General features: G+C 69.2%; 17 protein-coding genes. 8 read left to right on the top strand and 9 right to left on the bottom strand.

Going from position 1 to position 20,098, the window contains the following annotated elements:
- Positions 1-24: 24 nt before the first annotated feature.
- A complete protein-coding gene (locus C7416_RS09830; protein ID WP_111519046.1) occupies positions 25-537 on the bottom strand; it encodes a hypothetical protein in 513 nt (170 codons plus the stop codon).
- 409 nt (positions 538-946) lie between these two features.
- On the opposite strand from C7416_RS09830, the gene C7416_RS09825 reads away from it, so the two are divergent.
- From C7416_RS09825 to C7416_RS09810, 4 genes are all read left to right on the top strand, one after another.
- Positions 947-2,218: a glycosyltransferase gene (locus C7416_RS09825; RefSeq protein WP_111518619.1), complete on the top strand. Its 1,272-nt coding sequence runs from the start codon at positions 947-949 to the stop codon at positions 2,216-2,218.
- Positions 2,219-2,295: 77 nt separating this feature from the next.
- Positions 2,296-3,324, top strand: coding sequence for a UDP-glucuronic acid decarboxylase family protein (locus tag C7416_RS09820; RefSeq protein WP_111518617.1), 1,029 nt, complete (start codon positions 2,296-2,298; stop codon positions 3,322-3,324).
- Between the two features lie 29 nt (positions 3,325-3,353).
- Positions 3,354-4,115, top strand: coding sequence for a PIG-L family deacetylase (locus tag C7416_RS09815; protein WP_111518615.1), 762 nt, complete (start codon positions 3,354-3,356; stop codon positions 4,113-4,115).
- A 30-nt stretch (positions 4,116-4,145) separates the two neighbouring features.
- On the top strand, positions 4,146-5,054 hold the full coding sequence (locus C7416_RS09810; protein WP_111518613.1) for a glycosyltransferase family 2 protein: 909 nt from the start codon (positions 4,146-4,148) through the stop codon (positions 5,052-5,054).
- A 22-nt stretch (positions 5,055-5,076) separates the two neighbouring features.
- Here the strand turns inward: C7416_RS09810 and C7416_RS09805 are convergent, their stop codons facing one another.
- Positions 5,077-7,779: an ABC transporter transmembrane domain-containing protein gene (locus tag C7416_RS09805; RefSeq protein WP_111518611.1), complete on the bottom strand. Its 2,703-nt coding sequence runs from the start codon at positions 7,777-7,779 to the stop codon at positions 5,077-5,079.
- Positions 7,780-7,967: 188 nt separating this feature from the next.
- Here C7416_RS09805 and C7416_RS09800 point away from each other — a divergent pair, with 188 nt between their 5' ends.
- The gene (locus tag C7416_RS09800; protein WP_111518609.1) at positions 7,968-8,576 is read left to right on the top strand and encodes a UdgX family uracil-DNA binding protein; all 609 of its coding nucleotides are present in this window, start codon (positions 7,968-7,970) and stop codon (positions 8,574-8,576) included.
- 5 nt (positions 8,577-8,581) lie between these two features.
- Here C7416_RS09800 and C7416_RS09795 read toward each other — a convergent pair whose 3' ends face one another.
- On the bottom strand, positions 8,582-8,863 hold the full coding sequence (locus tag C7416_RS09795) for a hypothetical protein (RefSeq protein WP_111518600.1): 282 nt from the start codon (positions 8,861-8,863) through the stop codon (positions 8,582-8,584).
- Positions 8,864-9,124: 261 nt separating this feature from the next.
- Between C7416_RS09795 and C7416_RS09790 the strand changes: the two genes are divergently transcribed.
- The gene (locus tag C7416_RS09790) at positions 9,125-9,505 is read left to right on the top strand and encodes a hypothetical protein (RefSeq protein WP_111518598.1); all 381 of its coding nucleotides are present in this window, start codon (positions 9,125-9,127) and stop codon (positions 9,503-9,505) included.
- A 13-nt stretch (positions 9,506-9,518) separates the two neighbouring features.
- Here C7416_RS09790 and C7416_RS09785 read toward each other — a convergent pair whose 3' ends face one another.
- Entirely contained in the window at positions 9,519-10,460 is a 942-nt protein-coding gene (locus C7416_RS09785; protein WP_111518596.1) for a zinc-binding dehydrogenase, read from the bottom strand.
- A gap of 210 nt (positions 10,461-10,670) precedes the next feature.
- Between C7416_RS09785 and C7416_RS09780 the strand changes: the two genes are divergently transcribed.
- Both C7416_RS09780 and C7416_RS09775 read left to right on the top strand, forming a co-directional pair.
- Complete coding sequence (locus C7416_RS09780; protein WP_111518594.1) at positions 10,671-11,684, top strand: LacI family DNA-binding transcriptional regulator; 1,014 nt, start codon at positions 10,671-10,673, stop codon at positions 11,682-11,684.
- A gap of 79 nt (positions 11,685-11,763) precedes the next feature.
- Positions 11,764-12,708 carry a LysR substrate-binding domain-containing protein gene (locus C7416_RS09775; RefSeq protein ID WP_111518592.1) on the top strand — a complete coding sequence of 315 codons (945 nt, stop codon included), beginning with the start codon at positions 11,764-11,766 and terminating at the stop codon, positions 12,706-12,708.
- Between the two features lie 53 nt (positions 12,709-12,761).
- On the opposite strand, the gene C7416_RS09770 is transcribed toward C7416_RS09775, so the two are convergent.
- The 5 genes from C7416_RS09770 to xseA form a co-directional block, all read right to left on the bottom strand.
- A complete protein-coding gene (locus tag C7416_RS09770; RefSeq protein WP_240988143.1) occupies positions 12,762-14,423 on the bottom strand; it encodes an amidohydrolase in 1,662 nt (553 codons plus the stop codon).
- A 111-nt stretch (positions 14,424-14,534) separates the two neighbouring features.
- Positions 14,535-15,515: a tripartite tricarboxylate transporter substrate binding protein gene (locus C7416_RS09765; protein ID WP_111518588.1), complete on the bottom strand. Its 981-nt coding sequence runs from the start codon at positions 15,513-15,515 to the stop codon at positions 14,535-14,537.
- 53 nt (positions 15,516-15,568) lie between these two features.
- Positions 15,569-16,663, bottom strand: coding sequence for a porin (locus C7416_RS09760; protein WP_111518586.1), 1,095 nt, complete (start codon positions 16,661-16,663; stop codon positions 15,569-15,571).
- A gap of 451 nt (positions 16,664-17,114) precedes the next feature.
- Entirely contained in the window at positions 17,115-17,696 is a 582-nt protein-coding gene (sodB, locus tag C7416_RS09755) for a superoxide dismutase [Fe] (RefSeq protein WP_012351891.1), read from the bottom strand.
- 200 nt (positions 17,697-17,896) lie between these two features.
- A complete protein-coding gene (gene xseA, locus C7416_RS09750) occupies positions 17,897-19,282 on the bottom strand; it encodes an exodeoxyribonuclease VII large subunit (protein ID WP_111518584.1) in 1,386 nt (461 codons plus the stop codon).
- Between the last annotated feature and the right edge of the window lie 816 nt (positions 19,283-20,098).

The following is a 20,098-nucleotide window of genomic DNA, read 5'->3' as shown; positions in this document are numbered from 1 at the left end:
CAGGCGAACGCGCGGCTGCCGGCATCAGCCGGCCGGCTGCGCGCGCATGCAGGACCCTTGCGCCACGGCCCGCAGCAGCATCGCCACGCAACCGGCAAAGGCCTCGTCGTACCATGCGTTGGCGCCGCTGACCGCGACTACGATGCCATCCACCACGGCGGCGCCGCCGAGCAGGGTGTCGTCGCTGCGCAGCCGGTGCGGGCTGCAGTGCACTACCTGCGCGCTGGCCATGCCGGTGCGCCAGCTCAGGCTGGCCTTGGCGCGCGCATAGCGGCTGTAGTCGGCATCCCAGGCCTCGCGCGACGGCAGCGAATGCTCATAGAGGATCGCCTCCTCGAAGGCGCAATCGCCCGGCTGCAGCGTCGGATCCATCACGACCACATGCATGCAGCCGCTTTCGCCGACGGCCTTGTCGCGCAGCGAGGCCTGCAGCATCGGCAACGCCAGCTCGACCGCGCGCCGCGCCGCGGCGGGATCGCTGAAGCGGCTGGCGCCGGCCTGGGAAGCGCGGGGCGGCTGGCCCGCATCGGGGGTCATGGGCATGGGCAACTCCATCGATGGTTGAACGGCAGGCCGCCACCGAAACGCGTGCAACGCGTGCAGCGCGTGCAGCAAGACCTGCATGGGCGCCATCGACACAGCAAACATCGGGCCGGTTGCAACGCTGCGCTATGCAGGCCGGCAAATGAAAGATCGGTAAGCGCAAATTACAAATGGGCGGCGTAAGAATGACCAAACCGCATCTGCAAGGGCTGGTGCGTCTTCTGCGCTATGCGGTGCCGTAGGGCGGGCGAGAACCGTTATATCGCTTCTCCATCGGTTCCATGCCGGCACGTGTCGCGGGGCATGGCAGGCCGCGCTGCATTGGCACGCTAGCTGCAGGGGCCACCACCTCCCGGCACCTGTCCGCGTTGCGGGCACGGCCGCAAAAACACCGGAGCTCACCATGCGCAAGATCGCGCTGATCAGCGAACATGCCTCGCCACTCGCCAGTGTCGGCAGCACCGATTGCGGCGGACAGAACATCTATGTGGCGCATCTTGCAAGGCAGCTTGGCAGCCGCGGCTACCAGGTCGATGTCTTCACCCGGCGCGACAAGGCGCTGTTGCCCGAGGTGGTGTCGTTCGCGCCCAATGTGCGCGTGATCCACGTTACCGCTGGGCCGCCGGTGCAGATCCCGAAGGAACAGCTGCTGCCTTATATGGAGGACTTCGGCGCGTTCCTGGCTGACTTCGTGCGCCGCGATGCCACCGGCTACGACGTGCTCCATGCCAACTTCTTCATGTCCGGGCTGGCCGCGCTGCGCGCGCGCCACACCCTCGGCATCCCGCTGGTGATGACCTTCCATGCGCTGGGCAAGGTGCGCCGGTTGCACCAGGGCAGCACCGACGGCTTCCCCGACGACCGCTTCGGCATCGAGGACACGCTGGTGCGCGAGGCCGACTGCGTGGTGGCGGAATGTCCGCAGGACCTGGACGACCTGGTCAACCTGTACAGCGCCGATCCCGCGCGCGTGCAGACCGTGCCGTGCGGCTTCGACGCGGCCGAGTTCGCGCCGGTGCCGCGCGACGCGGCGCGGCGCGCACTGGGCTGGCCGCTGCATGGCTTTCGCGTGCTGCAGCTGGGGCGGCTGGTGCCGCGCAAGGGCATCGACAACGTGATCCGCGCACTGGGCTGCCTGCGCCGCGACACCGGCCTCGACGCCACCCTGTACGTGGTCGGCGGCAACGCCGAGCAGCCCAGCGTGCAGGCCACGCCTGAAATCGGCCGGCTGCAGGACGTGGCCGGCGCCGAAGGCGTGGCCGAACGCGTGGTGTTTACCGGCCGGCGCGGGCGCGACACCCTGCGCCTGTTCTACAGCGCCGCCGATGTCTTCGTGACCACGCCGTGGTACGAGCCCTTCGGCATCACGCCGGTGGAAGCGATGGCGTGCGGCGCGCCGGTGATCGGCGCCGACGTCGGCGGCATCCGCTCCACCGTGGTGGACGGGCACACCGGCTTCCTGGTGCCGCCCAAGGCGCCGGCGGCGCTGGCGGCGCGGCTGGCACAGCTGGCCGCCAACCCCGCGCTGGCACGCCAGCTGGGCGAAGCGGGCCGGCGCCGCGCGCAGGCGCATTTCACCTGGGCCGGCGTGGCCCGGCAGATGGAGGCGGTCTATGCGCGCGTCTGCGCCGGCGCGCCGGTGCTGCAGGCGGGCGCCCGCCGCGCCGCGGCCTGATGGGGGCGCGGCTTGATGTAGACACCAGCGGCGGACACGACCGGCCCGCATGAGCAAGCAATACAAGGAGAGCGGAAATGAAGGAAAGCGATCGCAAGCGCATCCTGGTCACCGGCGGCGCGGGATTCCTCGGCTCGCACCTGTGCGAGCGGCTGGTGCGCGCCGGGCAGGACGTGCTGTGCGTGGACAACTTCTACACGGGCACCAAGGAGAACATCGCGCACCTGCTGGGCCGGACCAATTTCGAGCTGCTGCGGCACGACGTCACCTTCCCGCTGTATGTGGAAGTCGACGAGATCTACAACCTCGCGTGCCCGGCCTCGCCGGTGCACTACCAGCACGACCCGGTGCAGACCACCAAGACCAGCGTCAACGGCGCCATCAACATGCTGGGACTCGCCAAGCGGCTCAGGGCGCGCATCCTGCAGGCTTCCACCAGCGAGGTCTATGGCGACCCCGAGCACCATCCGCAGCAGGAAGGATACTGGGGCCACGTCAATCCGGTGGGCATCCGCTCCTGCTACGACGAAGGCAAGCGCTGCGCCGAGACCCTGTTCATGGACTACCACCGCCAGCACGGGCTGGACGTGCGCATCGCGCGCATCTTCAACACCTACGGGCCGCGCATGCACCCGGCCGACGGCCGCGTGGTCTCGAACTTCATCACCCAGGCGCTGGCGGGCCAGCCGCTGACGGTCTACGGCGACGGCGCGCAGACGCGTGCCTTCTGCTATGTCGACGACATGGTCGATGCGCTGATCCGGCTGATGGAAGCCCCCGCCAGCGGCACCCCGGTCAACCTGGGCAACCCGTGCGAAACCACCATGCTCGAGATTGCGCAGGCGGTGCTGCGCGCCACCGGCTCGCGATCGCGCATCGAGCTGCGGCCGCTGCCGGCCGACGACCCGCACCAGCGCTGCCCCGACATCACGCTGGCGCGCCAGCTGCTGGGCTGGGAGCCGCACACCGCGCTGGAAGACGGCCTGCGCCGCACCGTCGATTACTTTGCCGCGCGGCTGGCCGCACAGGCGCATGCCGACGGTGCGCCCGGCAACGTGGTGCCGGTTTCCGCCACCGCGCGCGAAGCGCGTGCCGCGCTCAGTTGACGGCGTGCCGGGGCGCGCGAGGGGGCGGCATGGGCACGGCGATGGTGGTCGATCTCGCCGCCGCGGTGACCGTGATCTCGCCGCACCTGGACGATGCCGTGTTCAGTTGCGGCGGGCTGATCGCGGCCGCGCGCGCGGCGCGCGTGGTGACGGTGTTCGCGGGCGTGCCGCCGGCGGACATGGCGGCGCCCGACTGGGACCAGGCCGCCGGCTTCGCCAGCGCCGAGCAGGCGGTGCTGTCGCGCCGCCGCGAGGACAACCACGCGCTGACCATGCTGGGCGCGCACGCGGTGTGGCTGGACTTCTGGGACAGCCAGTACGGGCGCCGCTACACCGCGCAGCAGCTTGCCGACGCGCTGCACACCGTGCTGCTGACGCAGACCGAGGGCGTGGTGGTGGCTCCGCTCGGGCTGTTCCATTCCGACCATGCCCTGGTGCATGACGCCTGCCGGCTGCTGATGCTCGCCGCGCATGCGCGCGGCCCCGCCTGGAGCGCGCCGCATGCCGCCGCACCCACGGCCGCACCCCCGCCCGTGCAGTGGCTCTACTACGAAGACGCGATCTACCGCCGCATGCCGGGGTTGCTGCAGCAGCGCCTGGTGCAATGCCGGGACAGCGGCCTGCGCGCCACGCCCCTCAACCTGCCGGTGGCGCAGTACCTGACGCAGAAGAGCTACGCGCTCAATGCCTACCAGAGCCAGCTGCAACTGTTCAGCGAAGACCGGCTGTGCGACCTGTGCGCGCCCGAGCGCTACTGGATGCTGCAGCCGGCCGATGCCGGGCTTGCCTGATTTTTGCCCGGGTCCTTCCTGCAAATACCCATGCCGATACCAGCCACCGCTTCCGCTTCCCGCCCTTCCCCGCGTACCCGCGCTTGCGACATCAGCGTGGTGGTGCTGACGCACAACCGGCGCGATTCGGTGCGCACCGCGCTGGCGCGCCTGAGCGCGCTGCCGGAACGCCCGCCCATCGCCGTGGTCGACAACGCCTCGGACGACGGCACCGCCGCCATGGTGCGCAGCGAATTCCCGCACGCCGCGCTGCTGCGCAGCGCGCGCAACCTCGGCGCCGCCGGCCGCAACCTGGGCGCGGACTGGGCCCGCACCCGCTACGTCGCCTTCTGCGACGACGACTGCTGGTGGGCGCCCGGATCGCTGTCGGCAGCGTGCGCCATGTTCGAGCGCCATCCGCGCGTCGCCGCGCTGACGGCGCGCATCCTGGTGGGCGAGCACCGCGGCGAAGACCCGACCTGCACGCGCATGGCGGCCAGCCCGCTGCCCTCGGCGATGCTGCCGGGCCGTGCGATCCTGGGCCTGATGGCGGGCGCCACCGCGTTCCGCACCGATGCCTTCCGCCAGGCCGGCGGCTACCATCCGCGCTTCTTCCTCGGCGGCGAGGAAACGCTGCTGGCGCTGGACCTGGCCGCGCATGGCTGGCAGCTGGTGTACGCGCCGCAGCTGGTGGTGCACCATCATCCCAGCCCGCTGCGCAATCCCGCGCAGCGCCGCTCGCTGCTGGCACGCAATGCGATCTGGTCCGCCTGGCTGCGGCTGCCCTGGCATGTGGCGCTGAGCGAGACCGCGGCGGCATTGCCGCAGCTGTGGCACTGCCAGGGATGGCGCGGCCTGGCCGAGGTGCTGGGCGGCATGCCGTGGGTGTGGCAGGAGCGGCGGGTAATCCCGGCAGAGGTGCTGAAGCTGCGGCGCCGGCTGCGCGAGCCGCGCGCCTGAGGCCGGGGTCGGGGCAACCGCGCTACGCTTCCTGCGCGTCCTGCGTGGAGCGCACCGCCAGCGAACGGATCGCCGCCACCAGCTCGCCCACCCGCACCGGCTTGGACAGGTGCAGCTGGAACCCCGCCATCAGCGCGCGCATGCGGTCCTGCGGCTCGGCGTGCCCGGACAGCGCGATCGCGGTCATGCGCTTGCCCAGCGGCACCTGCATCTGCGCCTCGAGCCGCCGCACCCGGCGCAGCACGGTGTAGCCGTCTTCCTCTTCGAGCGCAAGGTCGCACAACAGCACCTGCGGCCATTGCCCCGGGTGCGTGCCGGCCAGCAGCGCGATCACGTCGTCGCCGCGCTGCTGCGCGATGGCATGCGCGCCGTAGTCTTCCAGCGAGGCGCTCAGCACCTCGCGCGTGGGCTCGTCGTCGTCCAGCAGCAGCACGCGCAGGCCCTTGAGCGCCTGCGCATCGGGCGCCTCGGGTGCGGGCTCGGCGTGCGGGGTGGCGTCCGGCGCGCGGCGCGGCTCGGGTTCCTGCACGGCGCGCATCGGCATCAGCAGCTGGTAGGCGTGCGCGGGCCCGTCGGCAGTCAGCGTGACGCCGTGCTCGGCCAGCCATTCGTGCAGGCCTTGCACATCCGGCAGCGGCAGATCGCCCGGCGTGGCGGACAGCCGCAGGCCGGCCTGGCCGTCCAGCCGCTCGAGCCGCAGTTCCAGCCGCCCGCCCGGCTCGATAGTGGCGATCATGTGCTGGCACAGCTCCCAGATCGCCTTCTGCAACACGCCCGGATCGCCGGTGACGCGCAGCTCGGACTCGCTCTGCACCGTGAACAGGTTGACATGGCGCTCGGCGATCAGCTCGCGCAGCCCGTCCACCACGCTCGCCAGCAGGATCTCGAGCCGCACCGGCTGCAGCGCCAGGCGCCGTTCGGCGCGTTCCAGCTCGCGCTGCTGCTGCTGCAACTGCCACATCTGGGTGTAGATGCCGCCGCGCTCGAGCAGCGTGGCGTGGTTGCCGTCTTCGACGATGCGGCCGTGCTCCATCACCAGGATGCGGTCGGCATCGACGATGGTCGAGAGCCGGTGCGCGATGATCAGCGCGGTGCGCCCGCGCGCGACTGCGGACAGCTCCTGCTGGATCGCGCGCTCCGAGCGCGTGTCCAGCGCCGAGGTGGCCTCGTCGAAGACCACGATGGGCGGGCGCTTGAGCATCGCGCGCGCAATCGCCACGCGCTGGCGCTCGCCGCCCGACAGGCGCACGCCGCGCTCGCCCACCTGGGTTTCGTAGCCGTCGGGCAGGCGGTCGATAAAGGCGTCGAGCTGCGCCGCGCGCGCCGCGGCGACGATATCGGCGCGGGTAGCGCCTTCGCGGCCGTAGCCGATGTTGTAGGCGATGGTGTCGTTGAACAGGATGGTGTCCTGCGGCACGATGCCGATCAGTTCGCGCAGGCTGCGCTGGGTCACCAGGCGCAGGTCCTGGCCGTCGATGCTGATGCTGCCGCTGTCGGGCTGGTACAGCCGGAACAGCAGCCGCGCCAGCGTCGACTTGCCCGAGCCGCTGCCGCCCACCACCGCCACGGTCTGGCCGGCGCCGGCGCGGAAGCTGACGTCCCACAGGGTCTGGTGGCTTGGGTCGTAGCTGAAGTTGACGCGGTCGAACACGATCTCGCCGCGGCTCACGCGCAGCGGGCGCGCCGCCGGCGCGTCGCTGTCCTCGCCGGGCTTGCCGTGGGCGTCGAGCAGCGCGAACAGACGCTCGACATTGGTCATGGCGTCGTTCGACTCGCGGAAGATAAAGCCCAGCGTATTGAGCGGCAGCACCACCTGGATGATGTAGGCGTTGATCAGCACCAGGTCGCCCACCGACAGCGAGCCCTGGATCACCCGCTGCGTGGCCAGCAGCATCACCGCGCCGACCCCCACCGCGATGCACAGGCTCTGCCCGATATGCAGCGCCGACAGCGCATACTGGTTTTCCACGCTGATGCCGATCCAGCGCTGCAGCATCTCGGACAAGCGCCGCGTCTCGAACGACTCGCGCGCGAAGAACTTGACGGTGTCGTAGTTGAGCAGGCTGTCCACCACCTTGCTGTTGGTGGTGGCCTCGACCGCATTGACCTGGCGCTGCACGCGCATGCGCCGCTGCGTGAAGACATAGGTAAAGCCGGCGTACAGCACGAACACGCCCAGGATGATCGCGGCGAAGGCCGCGCCATAGGCGCCGATCATGATGGCCAGCACCGACACGATCTCCATCAGCGTCGGCACGATGGTGAAGACCGCCACACCCAGCAGGAAGCCGATCGCCGCGGTGCCCTTCTCCAGGTCGCGGATCACGCTGCCGGTGGCGCGCTGCGCGTGGAAGCGCGCCCCCAGCGCATGCAGGTGCGCGAAGGCACGTTCCATGAAGCCCGCCACCGTGCTCTGCGTGACGTAGGCAAAGACCACGTCGCGCAGTTCGCTGAAGGCGTTGCCGAGCAGCCGCAGGATCGCATAGGCCAGCACCAGGAACACCGGCATCGCCACCAGCCCCAGGCGCGCGGCATCGGTGCCGGCCGCGGCGGGCGTGACCTCGTCGACCACCAGCTTGAGCATCAGCGGCACCGCCACGGCACAGGCCTTGGCCAGCAGCAGCAACGACACCGCGATCAGCACGCGCGCACGGAAGCGCCAGATCGCGCGGAACAGTTCGGCCGCGATGCGGCGGCGGGAGGCGGGACGGATCGTCTGGGACATGCGCGCGGTTCAGGCGTCAGGCGTTCGGTGCGGCAAGGCAAGGCGCGCGGTGGCGTGGCCGACGCGCGTCATGCGAGAAAACAAGGGGAGAAGGCAAGTTCCATACCGATCGCCACGCGGCGCCATGGCGCGAAACCTGCAGCGCATCGGCAGCAGCCCCCGCGCGCGCTGCGCCACCGTCATCCGCCATGCCCGAGCGCAACAAGCCGCCTGTCAGTCGCGGCGAACTGAACGAATGCCGGCGCTGCCCGTTGTGGCGCAACGCCACCCAGGGCGTGCCCGGCGCCGGCGCGGCGCACGCGCGCATCATGCTGGTGGGCGAGCAGCCCGGTTCGCAGGAAGACCTGCAAGGCTCGCCCTTTGTCGGGCCGGCCGGGCACTTGCTGGATGAAGCGCTGCAGGCTGCGGGCCTGGACCGCGACAAGCTCTTCATGACCAACGCGGTCAAGCATTTCAAGTTCGAATGGCGCGGCAAGCGCCGGCTGCACAAATCGCCGGCGCAGCAGGAGATCGAGGCCTGCAACCTGTGGCTGGAGCGGGAGCTGGAAAAAGTGCACCCCACGGTGGTGGTCGCGCTCGGCGCCACCGCGGCGCGCGCGGTGCTGGGCCGCAAGAGCGTAACGCTGGCGGGCATGATGGAGACGCCGGTCGAGCACGAGGGGCGGCTGGTCATCGCCACCTACCACCCCTCGTTTGCGCTGCGCCAGCGCAGCGACGAAGCGCGTGCCGCGGCCTTCGACCGCATCGTGCGCAGCCTGCAGGCAGCCGCGCGGCTGGCGCGCGGCGCGAAGCCCTGACCGCGTCAGGACCGGTTTACGGTCGGCGGCGCGTCGGGGTCGCGGCTGCCGGGATCGTGCAGGTCACGCGCGCCGACCCCCGGCGGCATCTCGCCCTTGCCGGCCTTGTCCGGCTTGCGCGCCGGTTGGTCGTCCTTGCGGTGTGATGCCGCATGCTCCCAATCGGCACGGGCGCGCTCGCGCGCGCGCTGGTTGTCCGCGGCGTTTTCCTTCAGTTCACGGTCATCCAGGCCCTGGCGCCGGTCCAGCGCCGGATCGTTCGACGTGTCGTGCTTGCTGTGCTTCATGACGCCTCCGCTGAGGTGGGCCGCAATCGCGGGCCAACGCTGAAGTGCGCGCAACTTCCGTTCCCGCGGCACTGGCCTGGCCGCTGCCCGCGCCTGCTGGCATTGCATCGCCCGTCGCCGCCGCGCCCTTGTAACAACCACCGGCGCTTGTAGAAAGTGCGCTGCGCCGGTGCCCCGCCCGGCCCCGCGCGGCAGCACGCGAGATGGCCCGGCAAATGCTTTTGCCGTACCAGCATGTCAGCGTTTGACAGGAGAACCCAGATGCGATCCATCATCCCCCGCGCCGCCGCCGTCGCGCTGCTGTGCGCGCTCGCCGGCGGCACCCTGGCGCAGCCCGAGACCGGCGTGCGCACCGACAAGGGCCCCAAGGGCAGCCAGACCATACCGCCGCCCGGCGCCAGCGTGGCGCCGGCAAGCACGCCGGGCGCTACCCCGACCAACCCCGGCGGCCTCGCCAAGGACCTCGGCGACGTGCCCAAGGAGCCGCACACCGCGGGCGGCCTGCCTGGCCGCGACAAGCCCAAGCCCGCGTCAGAAAGCGCCGGCAAGGTCGACCGCGATGGCCTGCACGGCAAGCCGCGCACGGGCAGCGGCGGGGCCTCGATCGACCAGACCCGCGTGCCGGACGCCAAGGGGCGCTGATCCGGACGCGTGTTCAGGGCAGCAGCACGAAGCGCTGGCGTGCGCCCCTGGCCTGCGCCGCCCACACGCGCCCGACCGCTTCGAGCGGCTCGGCGACGATATCGATCTCCATGCGCCCCGCGGCGGTATGCCGGCACAGTTCGGCATAGGCCTGCGCCTGCGCGTCAATGGGTGCGTGGTAATAGGCAAAGCCCATGATGTCGAAGCACGCCTGGCGCGCGGCCGCGCCGGCAAAGGTGATGGTCGGCGCGACCGTGGTGCCGATATGGACCAGCCGGCCGCCGTGGCCGAGCGCCAGCAGCGCGGCTTCGGCGGGCGCGCCGCACAGGTAGTCCAGCACGATATCGACGCTGCCGTCGGCCGCATTGCGGTAGGCGTCGAGCAGGTCGCCGGGCTGGTCGAGCGGCACCACCGCATCGGCGCCGAGCCGGCGCGCACGCTGCAGCGCGTGCACGTCGCGCCCGGCGGCGATGACGCGGCCGGCGCCTAGCAGCTTTGCCGCGGCCACCGCCAGCAGCCCGGAAATACCGGTGGCGCCGAGCACCAGCACGGTTTCGCCCGGCTGCATGCGCGCGCGCCACGACAGCGGCAGCCATGCCGCCAGGCCCGCGTTGCCGAGCGCGGCCGCGCGGGCATCGTCGATGCCGTCCGGCACCGGGAAGGTCAACGCCGGGTCGACCAGCGCGCGCTGCGCCATCGAGCCGTACGGCGCGCGCGGCGCATTGACGTTGAAGTAGACCCGCTGGCCGTCGCCAAGGCGCCCCACGCCCTCGCGCCCCACCACGAAGCGGCCCGCACCCGGCTTGATGTAGTGGCGGCCTTCCGCAATCGCCATGTCCAGCCGCGTCAGCGCAGACGCGGCAACCTTGACCACCACCTTGCCGGGCTCGGCGACCGGGTCGTCGAACTCCTGGTACACCGGCGCCTGGCCGGCGAGCGAAACCGCTGCCTTCATCTCCGTCTCCTTTTGCTACGCCCGGCCAGCCATGGCTTGGCATGACGCGCCGGGCAGATTACAATGCAATCGATTGCACGACAAGCGCGAGATTGCGCGCATCCGGGCCGATTCTAGGAAGCGCCGGTGCCTTGCGTCCAATCCACTTTTTGCCGGTATCCCGATAACCAGGCGGTATGGCGCGCCGTCTGCCGCACGTAGCACATAGCGATGAGCAAGCCCACCATCAAGCAGATTGCCGAGGCACTCGACGTGCATCCCTCGACCGTGTCGCGCGTGCTCAACCCGCAGACCCGCCATCGCATCGGCGACGAACTGGTGGCGCGCGTGCTGAAGGCGGCGCAGGACCTGCACTACTCGCCGAACCGCATCGCCGCGGCGCTGCGCACACGGCGCTCGGGCACCATCGGCGTGGTGGTGCCGGACATCGGCAGCCCGGTGTTTCCGCCGATCGTACTCGGCATCGAGAACGCACTGTCGCGGCACCGCTATATCCCGATCGTCGCCAATGCCGGCGGCGACAAGGCGCGCCAGACCTTTATCGTCGATCAGCTGCTGGCGCGGCAGGTCGACGGTCTGATCCTCGCCACCGCCGAGCGCAACGACCCGGTGGTGGACCATTGCCTGGCGCAGGGCGTGCCGCTGGTGATGGTCAATCGCAGCGACGATGCCGGGCGCGTGTCCAGCATCGTCGCCGACCACCGTCAGGCGATGGCGCTTGCCGTCGGCCACCTTCACGCGCTGGGCCACCGGCGCATCGGCCATGTGGCCGGCCCGACCAATCTCTCCACCGGCCACGAGCGCGAAGCGGGGTTCCTGCAGGCGGTGGCGGAGCTGGGCCTGCCCGCCTCGTCCTGCCCGGTGGTGCGCGCGCCGGCCTACACGGAAGCGGCGGGCCAGGCCGCGTGCGCGCAGCTGCTGTCGCGCCGCCAGCGCGTCACCGCGGTGGTGGCCGCCAATGATTTCCTGGCGCTGGGCTGTTATGCGGCCGTCAACGCGGCGGGCGGCAGTTGCCCGTCGGACCTGTCGGTGGTCGGGCACAACGACATGCTGCTGATGCATGCGGTGGCCCCGGCGCTGACCACCATCCGCGTGCCGTTCTACGAGATGGGCACGCGCGCTGCCGCGTTGATGCTGGGCGCGCTGGACGGCAGCATCACCACCACGGCGCGGACCCTGCTGGCGCCCGAACTGGTGGTGCGGGGCTCGACCCGGCCGCTGTAACGCTGGCGCTCGCAAGGGCGCCGTTTTTTTGGACATCTTGTGCAATCGATTGCACAAATCACGCCAGTAGAGCTTCGCCATGGATCTCCGACAGCTTCGCTACTTCAAGGTGCTGGCCACGCTGCAGCACTTCGGCCGCGCCTCGGCTGCGCTGCATATCGCGCAGCCTGCGCTCAGCCGCCAGATCCGGCTGCTCGAGGAAGAACTGGGCGTGCGCCTGCTGGAGCGCCACGTGCGCGGCGCCACGCCCACGCCGGAGGGCCTGGTGCTGCTGGACCGCGCGTCCTTTTTGCTGCGCTACGCCGACCAGGTCAAGGTGGATATCGCCGACCTTGCCGCGTCGCCGCGCGGGCTGGTCGCGGTGGGGCTGACGCCGGCGCTGGCGCCCCTGCTGTTCATCCCGCTGGCCGAAGCGCTGCGCGAGCAGTATCCGGAGATCCGCCTGCGCCTGGTGGAGAATTTCGCGCCCGCGCTGCAGGATGCGCTGCTGCAAGGCACGCTCGACGTCGCGCTGCTGAGCGGGCCGGTGTCGAGCCCCGGGGTTTCGGCGGTGCCGCTGGTGGCGGAGAGCCTGTGCGCGATCGGCCCGCGGGGCGATGCCGCGCTGGGTGATGGGCCGGTGGAGATCGAACAGCTGCAGGGCCTCCCATTGATCCTGACCGGGGTGCCGAAGTCAGGCGTGCGGCTGGCGCTGGAAGCACTGGCCGCGCGCCAGGGCCTGGAGTTGCAGGTCACGATGGAGGTGGAATCGATCGAGGTAGCCCGGCGACTGGTGGCGCGCGGGTTCGGCTGGACCGTGCATTTTGCCGCGGCGATCCGGGATGAACTGGAGGCCGGACACCTGCAGGCCGTGCCGGTGCAAGGGCTCGAACTGCATCGGCTGATCGGCTATGCCGCGGCACGGCCGCCGTCGCGGGCGACGCTGGCTGTGATGGAAACGCTGAGGCGGGTGGCGACGGAGTTGGCGGTGGCTGGGAGCTGGCCGAATTGCAGGGTGCTGGGGGAGATCGGGGGTGGTTCTTAGTGGGCGTTGGCGCGGTTAAGCACGTCTGCCCTTCCGCGGAGCTTTCGCTGCTCCTATCGCTCCTTGCGCGCAGCAAAGCCCCCATCGCCATGCACCACCCTGCCACCCACCATCGTCAGCACCGAACGGATACGATGGATGTCTTCGACCGGGACGGTCAGGTAAGGCTTGTCGAGCACCGCCAGGTCGGCCAGCTTGCCCGCCTCGAGCGTGCCGCGCGAACTCTCGTCGAACGAAATCCACGCCGCATTCGCGGTGTACAGCCGCAGCGCTTCCAGCCGCGAGAGCCGGAACTCCTCCTTGCGCCGGACTTCCCTGCCAATCGAATAGCCGCCGACGTGGAACTCCAGCGCGCGCCAGACGCCGGGGATGCCGATACGCGTGGCATCGGTGCCGCCGGCCACCTTCAGCCCGTTCTCCAGCGCCAGCCGCACCGGCGGCGCGGCTTCGGCCACATGATGGCCGTTGGCATGACCGATGGCGCCGGCCTCGAAGTACGGCCCCATCTGCACCGTGTAGGCCAGCCCGAGCGCCTTCATGCGCCGGAACGTTTCCGGCTTGCCGGTGTTCAGGTGGGCCATGGCCCAGCGCAGCTTGCCCAGGTCATGGTGTCTTGCCACTTGCTCGAACACATCGAGGATGGCGTTGGCGGCATCGTCGGTATAGGCGTGGATCTCCACCGGATAGCCGCGGCTGGCGGCGAAGGTGGCAACCTTCAGCAGCTCCTCGCGGTCCTTCGCCGTGGGACGGAAGCCGGGGCCCATGGTGACGCCGTCGTCCATGCCATGCACCAGCATCTCGCCCGGCCCAAGGAAACGCAGCTTGCCGTCGCCCATGCGCGGCGGCAGGTAGGCCAGCGTGTTGCGGAACCACTCGGCCTCGTTGCCCGCGACCAGCGTCGGGATGCGATAGCCGACCCGCAGCGACAGCCGTTGTTCGCGCCACAGTGCAAACAGCGGATCGTACGCGACGCCTGGCCCGGCGGTCGGGTCGATCAGCGCGGTGACACCGAGGCTGTTGAGCCGGCCGAAGAAGGCCTGCAGGCTGGCCTTGGCATCGACATCGCTCTGCGCCAGGATGCGCCCGAACAGCGCCGACAGCGGCCGGATCGCCCCGAACACGCGGCCGGTGAGACGGCCGTCGCCGTCGCGCTCCATGCGGATGCCGGGCGGCAGCGCATCGGGCTGGTCGAGCTTGAGCACTTCGATCGCCCTGGCGTTGACCAGCGCGTAGTCGTACAGGTACTGCACGTAGGCCGGATTGTCGGGCAGCAGCGCGGTCAGCTCGGCCGGCGTCGGGGCGCGCTTCTCGGTGAACTGGTCGGGGTGCCACGAGCCGGTCACGGCCACCCACTTGCCCGGGCCGCGCGCCTGCGCAGTCTGGCGCAACTGCTCCAGCCCCGAGGCCAGGCTGGTGGTTTCGCCTTCGTACCAGTAGGTCTCGAAGGCATAGCTCTGGCCACCGCGGATGGCGTGGATATGGGTGTCGATCAGGCCCGGGATCACAGTGCGCCTGCCCAGGTCGATGACCTCGGTAGCCGGGCCGGCCAGGCGGCGGATCTGCGGGTTGGCGCCCACCGCGACGATGTGTTCGCCACGGATGGCGATGGCCTGCGCCACCGTATCGGCGGCGTCCATGGTCAGCACCGTGCCGTTGACCAGGATCCGGTCCGCGTGCGCGGCGGCGGCCTGCGCCTGGGTTCCCCATGCCGCCATCAGGCAACCAACCGCCGTGGCATGTGCCAGGGCCCGTGCAATGCATCGCATAACGGAGTTCCGTGTGTCAGTGGAAGCGGCGCCCGCAGGGCGGGCGCCAGTGCTGCAGCGTTACTGGCCCGGCTGCGCACCCGAGCGCCTGACGATGGGCTCGAGCTTGGCGATGTCGGCGGCGATCAGCTTGTCGAACGCGGCCGGCGTCGACGGCTTGGCCTCGGCGCCTTGCGCCATCAGCTTGTCGCGCGTCGCCGGCGCGCCCAGCGCCTGCTGCATCGCCGTATTCAGGCGCGCCACGATCTCTTTGGGCGTGCCCGCCGGCGCCAGCACGCCGAACCACGCATCGAACACATAACCCGGCACGCCCGCCTCGGCGATGGTGGGCACGTCCGGCAGCGACGGCACCCGCGCCGCCGTGGCCACGCCCAGGATGCGCAGCTTGCCGTCCTTGACGAACTGGAGCGCGGTGATCGACGGGGCGAAGAACATGTCGACGCGTCCGCTCATCACGTCGGTGATCGCGGCCGGCGCGCCCTTGTACGGGATATGCCGGGTCTGCACGCCGGCGGTCACGTTGAACAGCTCGCCGCTCAGGTGCGACGAGCTGCCGGTGCCCGCCGAGCTGTAGGTGACCGAATCGGGCTTGGCGCGCGCCGCGGCCAGCAGGTCCTTGAGCGTGCGGTACGGGCTGGAGGCGCTGACCACCAGCAGGTAGGGCATGGTCGCCACCGTGGAGATGCCCTTCAGGTCGCGCGTGGTGTCGTACGGCAGCTTCGGATAGAGCGTGGGATTGACCGCATGGCCGGCGGACGTCAGCAGCAGCGTGTAGCCGTCAGCGGGAGCCTTGGCCACCACCGCGGTGCCGATGGTGCCGCCGGCGCCGGGCCGGTTGTCGACGACGATCTGCATGTTCGACGAGGCGCTCATCTCGGCGCTGACGATGCGCGCGAGCAGGTCGGTGGCGCTGCCGGCGGCAAACGGCACCACCATGCGGATCGGCTTGTCGGGATAGCTGTCGGCGCGCGCGGCGCCGTGCAGCAGCGGCAGGCACAAGGCGGCGGCCAGCGTGGCGCGCAGCATGTTGCGGAATCTCATGTGGGGTCTCCTGGATCGTGGGTGTCTTGGTAATGGCCTGCGGCGAAGCGCCTTCAGAACACGTGGCGCATGCCCAGCGCAAAGGTCTGCGGATCGGCGCCGGCGGAGATGCCGAGTTCATTGATGGCAAAGTCGTAGGTGGCGTTCTTCTTGTTGAAGATGCGGCTGTAGAAGCCGAACACCGAGGTGCGCTTGGACAGCGGATATTCGTAGCCGACGGTGGCCTGCACGGCGCCGGTGTCCGGACCGCTGCGGAAGAAGCCGACTGTCTCGGTGGCGTTGCCGCGGCCGTTGCCGGCGTAGCCGACGCCGGCACGCAGGCTGCCGGTCCACAGCTTCTGCACCACCGAGGCGTAGTACGCATCGCGCTTCAGGTCGCCGGTGGCGGTGCGGTAGTGCAGCCGCTCGTAGATCGCGGATACCCTGGTGGTCGGGAACTGGTACGACAGGCCGATCTTCATGCCTTCGTCGTCGCGGCCCGCGGCCTGGTAGTTGTTGTGGCGCTCGTAGGCCAGCACCACGTTCAGCGGTCCGTTGTCATAGGCCGCGGCGAACGACCACAGGCTGGGGTTGCGCGGCACCGTGGTGCGCTCTTCATTGACGCCCCAGGTCACGCCGCCGCTGAAGCCGTTCCATTTCGGGCTGCGGTAGTGCAGGCTGTTCTTCTGTCGGCGGTCGAAGGCACTGGTGTCCTGCACGTTGTCGGAAGTCGGGGTCGAGCCGTTGCCGATCAGCGCCATATAGCCGGCCGTGGTCGGATAGAACGGATCGTAGGACGACGTGGCTTCGAGGTAGGGCGTGGTCCAGTTGCCCATGAAAAAGCTGCCGGCCGATCCGGCCAACCCAACGCGGGTATTGCGGCTGGCCAGTTGCCCGCTGCCCGTATCCAAAGAGATGTTGCTTTCGATCTGCCAGATCGCCTTCAGACTGCCATACAGCGCCTCTTCGCCGCGCATGCCGAACACCGAGCGGTTGTTGGTAAGCCGGCCGGTGCCGCCGAGCTTGGTGCCGTCGGACGCCGTAGACGCGTCCGAATACTCCATCGACGTATTCAGCCGGCCATACAGCGTCACGTGGTTCTGCGCCGAAGCGACGGTGCAGCAGGCCGCGAGCGCCGCAAAGGTGGCGCCCGCAAGGGGGTTGTTCATGTTGTCTCCAGTGTCGGTCTTGCGCCTGTCCGAATCGATACGGGGATGCCTGCCCCGCCCCGTGCGCGAAATCGCGGGCAGCAGCAACCCCTGCCCGGACTACGGCATCAGCAATGTCTGGATTCTTGATTGCGCTATCTCATGCGGCGGATGTACGCGGCGATGCAGCGTGAGGGGATTCTAGAAATCGGGTATCGCAGCGTCCATTCGCATTTTCTTTTGGTCACCATATCGATTTGTTATCGTGATGGCGGACCACGCTGGCATGGACATCCGCAGCATAGGGCGCGGGTGCGGGACCCGGTAGTGGGCGGTGGTGTGTCGCTGTGTTCCAGCCATGGGACGGCGTGAAAACAGGAAGTGCGGAGTGTGCGGGACTACGGAATTGCGGGGCAACAAAAAAGGGCCTGGCGGCCCTTTTTTGTTTGCTGCGGTCTGGACGATGCGTGGATCAGCCAGCGAAGTTCTTGCCGGCGAAGTCCCAGTTCACGACGTTCCAGAATGCCTCGACGTACTTCGGGCGGGCATTGCGGTAGTCGATGTAGTAGGCGTGCTCCCACACGTCGCAGGTCAGCAGCGGCTTGGCGTCGGTGGTCAGCGGCGTGGCGGCGTTGGAGGTGGACACCAGGTCCAGCGAGCCGTCGGCCTTCTTGACCAGCCAGGCCCAGCCCGAACCGAAGGTGCCGACGGCAACCTTGGTGAACTCTTCCTTGAACTTGTCGAACGAGCCCCACTTGGCGTTGATGGCATCGGCGAGTGCGCCGGTCGGCTGGCCGCCGCCGTTGGGCTTCAGCGAATCCCAGTAGAAGGTGTGGTTCCACACCTGGGCGGCGTTGTTGAAGATGCCGCCCGACGACTTCTTGACGATCTCTTCCAGGGTCGCGTTCTCGAACTCGGTGCCCTTGATGAGGTTGTTCAGGTTGGTGACGTAGGTCTGGTGGTGCTTGTCATGATGGAACTCCAGCGTCTCCTTGGAGATGTGCGGAGCCAGGGCATCATGCGCGTACGGAAGCGGGGGGAGCTTGTGTTCCATTGTTCTGTCTCTGTGGGTTGGGGTTGTTGGGTCCGGAATTGCCGATTGTAGGGGACTTGCAAGACCCACGCAAACCGCGGCGCAAAGCCCCCTGCTCCGATGTTAGTTTGTCCGCGCGCGGCTTTCCGGGAGATTTCGGCGCGGCCTTTCGGGCCTGTGCCGCACGCGAATGGGAGGCGTTCCCGGCGCCGCGCGGCGGCTCAGAATTCCGGCAACTTGGCCTGCACGCCGGCGATCGCCAGATCGGCCACGCCCTCGGCCAGGTGCGCTTCGACCACGCTGCCGGCACGGATCTCGGCGGGAGCGCGCAGCGCGCGTCCGCGCTGGTCGAGCAGCACCGCATAGCCGCGCTCCAGCGTGCGTTGCGGCGCCAGCAATTCGAGCGCGCCGGCGCTGCGCGCCAGGCGCTGGCCGGCGCGCTCGTGCTGGCGCAGCGCCGCTGCCTGCAGCCGCTGCCACAGGCGCGCCACGTCGGCGTGGGCCGCGGCGGCGTCGGGGCGGCATGCGCGCCAGCGCATCGCCAGCAACTGGTGGCGATGGCGCTGCGACACCACGGTGTCACGCAATGCCGACCGCAAATGTCGCGCCAGATTGTCGACCTGCGCGCGGCGCTCCTGCAGCTGCGCCTGCGGGCTGCGCACGCGCCGCGCCAGCCAGTCGAGGTGCTGCGCGCGCAGGTCCAGCCCGCGGCGCAGGCATTGCCTGAGCGCATCGCGCGCGCGCAGCGTCTGCGCGAGCAGGTGCGCGCGATCGGGGCTGACCAGTTCGGCCGCGCCGGTGGGCGTCGGCGCGCGCACGTCGGCAACGAAATCGGCGATGGTGAAATCGGTCTCGTGGCCGACGCCGGAGACCACCGGCAGCGTGCAGCGCGCGATCGCCTGCGCCACCACCTCTTCATTGAACGACCACAGGTCTTCGATGCTGCCGCCGCCGCGGCACAGGATCAGCACGTCGCATTCGGCGCGGGCGGCCGCCATGTCGAGCATGTCCGCGATCTTCTGCGCCGCGCCAGTGCCCTGCACCGGCACCGGATAGACCACCACCGGCACATGCGGCGCGCGCCGCCGCAGCGTGCTCAGCACATCGCGCAGCGCCGCGGCCTGCAATGACGTGATCACGCCGATGGTGCGCGGCTGCGCCGGCACCGGCCGCTTGCGCTCCGGCGCGAACAGCCCGGCCTGCGACAGCTTTTCCTTGAGCCGCAGGAAGGCTTCATAGAGGTTGCCGAGGCCGGCGCGGCGCATCGCCTCGACTCCCAGTTGCAGCTCGCCGCGCGCCTCGTACATCGAGACCACGGCGCGCACCTCGACCGCCTCGCCCTCGCGCGGCTGGAAGTCGACATGCTGGTTGCGCCCGCGGAACATCACGCAGCGGATCTGCGCGCGCGCGTCCTTCAGCGAGAAATACCAGTGCCCGCTGGCGGCGCGCGTGAAGTTTGAGATTTCGCCCCTTACCCAGGCGAGCGGAAAACTGCGTTCCAACACGCGCGCGATCGCGTGGTTGAGTTCGCCGACGGGAATCACCTCGCGGCCGCTGCGCGGCGTGGTGGTGGAAGGGTCACGCGGAAAATTCGGCAGGTCAGACATGAGGAGGCCGCGGGCAAGCGGCGTGGATCAGACATGTCCACAGCATAACTGCAATGTCAAGGGGGTAGCGTTGATGGCAAAGGGCTACCCCGAAAGCCGCATTCGTTCGTGCAAGCCTTTGATTCTTATGCGATTTATGAGCACAACAAAAATTAGGCAATATAACCATTTCTCTTTTGCATCAACCACTTACATCGCCGCCCAAGCGCTTGTTCACAAAGTTATCCACAGCCTCTCTGGATAAAATGAGGCTTATAGAACTCTTTTTCACGCTGCGTGGCGGGTAGCCCGCTTATCGGATGCGCCAAGCGCCTCGCCCTGCGCCCGGCCAACCAGCGCCCGAAGGCAGCGCCGTCAGGGGACGCTTCTGCTGCGTTTGCACATTTTCTCGGCAGCACCAAAAAAACCTTTGATATTCAAAAACTTGTGCATCTTCTCCCGGATTTGTCCACAAGCCATCCACAGCGCTCTCCCTGCGCGCTGTGGACAAGCCGCGCTTTTAACCACGCCTGTCCGCTGCGACGCCGGCCCGCAGCGAATAAGCGTGTCTGCCTGTTTTTTAAGCAGGGGATTGGAGTCCCTTTGGAATCAATGGTTTATGGAAACTCTCAGGCATCTTTCCACAAGCCCTCCACAGTACTGTCCCGCTGCTTTGTGGAAAGTCGTGCGCTTGCGCACAGAAGCGGGGCCCGAAACCGTGGCAGCCGTCGCGGCGGCACGTGCCGGATGCGCCGCAGCCGCCGGGGAGCGCAATTGCACAAAATTTAAGCAGCACCTGCTTTTCCCTGTCCGATCAATGAGTTAGCCATCTTGTCC

Source organism: Cupriavidus phytorum (genome assembly GCF_003254285.1).
GTDB classification, from domain to species: domain Bacteria; phylum Pseudomonadota; class Gammaproteobacteria; order Burkholderiales; family Burkholderiaceae; genus Cupriavidus; species Cupriavidus phytorum.
Note: the sequence above shows the minus strand (reverse complement) of the source record. Positions and strands in the feature narration are given on the sequence as shown.

What these genes read in the sequence shown, in the direction of transcription:
- C7416_RS09800 (WP_111518609.1), top strand. Translation starts at nt 7,968, where the DNA reads ATGCCCGAGCGCAACAAGCCGCCTGTCAGTCGCGGCGAACTGAACGAA.
- C7416_RS09785 (WP_111518596.1), bottom strand. Translation starts at nt 10,460, where the DNA reads ATGAAGGCAGCGGTTTCGCTCGCCGGCCAGGCGCCGGTGTACCAGGAG.
- C7416_RS09790 (WP_111518598.1), top strand. Translation starts at nt 9,125, where the DNA reads ATGCGATCCATCATCCCCCGCGCCGCCGCCGTCGCGCTGCTGTGCGCG.
- C7416_RS09765 (WP_111518588.1), bottom strand. Translation starts at nt 15,515, where the DNA reads ATGAGATTCCGCAACATGCTGCGCGCCACGCTGGCCGCCGCCTTGTGC.
- C7416_RS09775 (WP_111518592.1), top strand. Translation starts at nt 11,764, where the DNA reads ATGGATCTCCGACAGCTTCGCTACTTCAAGGTGCTGGCCACGCTGCAG.
- C7416_RS09830 (WP_111519046.1), bottom strand. Translation starts at nt 537, where the DNA reads ATGACCCCCGATGCGGGCCAGCCGCCCCGCGCTTCCCAGGCCGGCGCC.
- C7416_RS09805 (WP_111518611.1), bottom strand. Translation starts at nt 7,779, where the DNA reads ATGTCCCAGACGATCCGTCCCGCCTCCCGCCGCCGCATCGCGGCCGAA.
- C7416_RS09780 (WP_111518594.1), top strand. Translation starts at nt 10,671, where the DNA reads ATGAGCAAGCCCACCATCAAGCAGATTGCCGAGGCACTCGACGTGCAT.
- C7416_RS09770 (WP_240988143.1), bottom strand. Translation starts at nt 14,423, where the DNA reads ATGGCGGCATGGGGAACCCAGGCGCAGGCCGCCGCCGCGCACGCGGAC.
- C7416_RS09760 (WP_111518586.1), bottom strand. Translation starts at nt 16,663, where the DNA reads ATGAACAACCCCCTTGCGGGCGCCACCTTTGCGGCGCTCGCGGCCTGC.
- C7416_RS09825 (WP_111518619.1), top strand. Translation starts at nt 947, where the DNA reads ATGCGCAAGATCGCGCTGATCAGCGAACATGCCTCGCCACTCGCCAGT.
- sodB (WP_012351891.1), bottom strand. Translation starts at nt 17,696, where the DNA reads ATGGAACACAAGCTCCCCCCGCTTCCGTACGCGCATGATGCCCTGGCT.
- C7416_RS09795 (WP_111518600.1), bottom strand. Translation starts at nt 8,863, where the DNA reads ATGAAGCACAGCAAGCACGACACGTCGAACGATCCGGCGCTGGACCGG.
- xseA (WP_111518584.1), bottom strand. Translation starts at nt 19,282, where the DNA reads ATGTCTGACCTGCCGAATTTTCCGCGTGACCCTTCCACCACCACGCCG.
- C7416_RS09810 (WP_111518613.1), top strand. Translation starts at nt 4,146, where the DNA reads ATGCCGATACCAGCCACCGCTTCCGCTTCCCGCCCTTCCCCGCGTACC.
- C7416_RS09815 (WP_111518615.1), top strand. Translation starts at nt 3,354, where the DNA reads ATGGGCACGGCGATGGTGGTCGATCTCGCCGCCGCGGTGACCGTGATC.
- C7416_RS09820 (WP_111518617.1), top strand. Translation starts at nt 2,296, where the DNA reads ATGAAGGAAAGCGATCGCAAGCGCATCCTGGTCACCGGCGGCGCGGGA.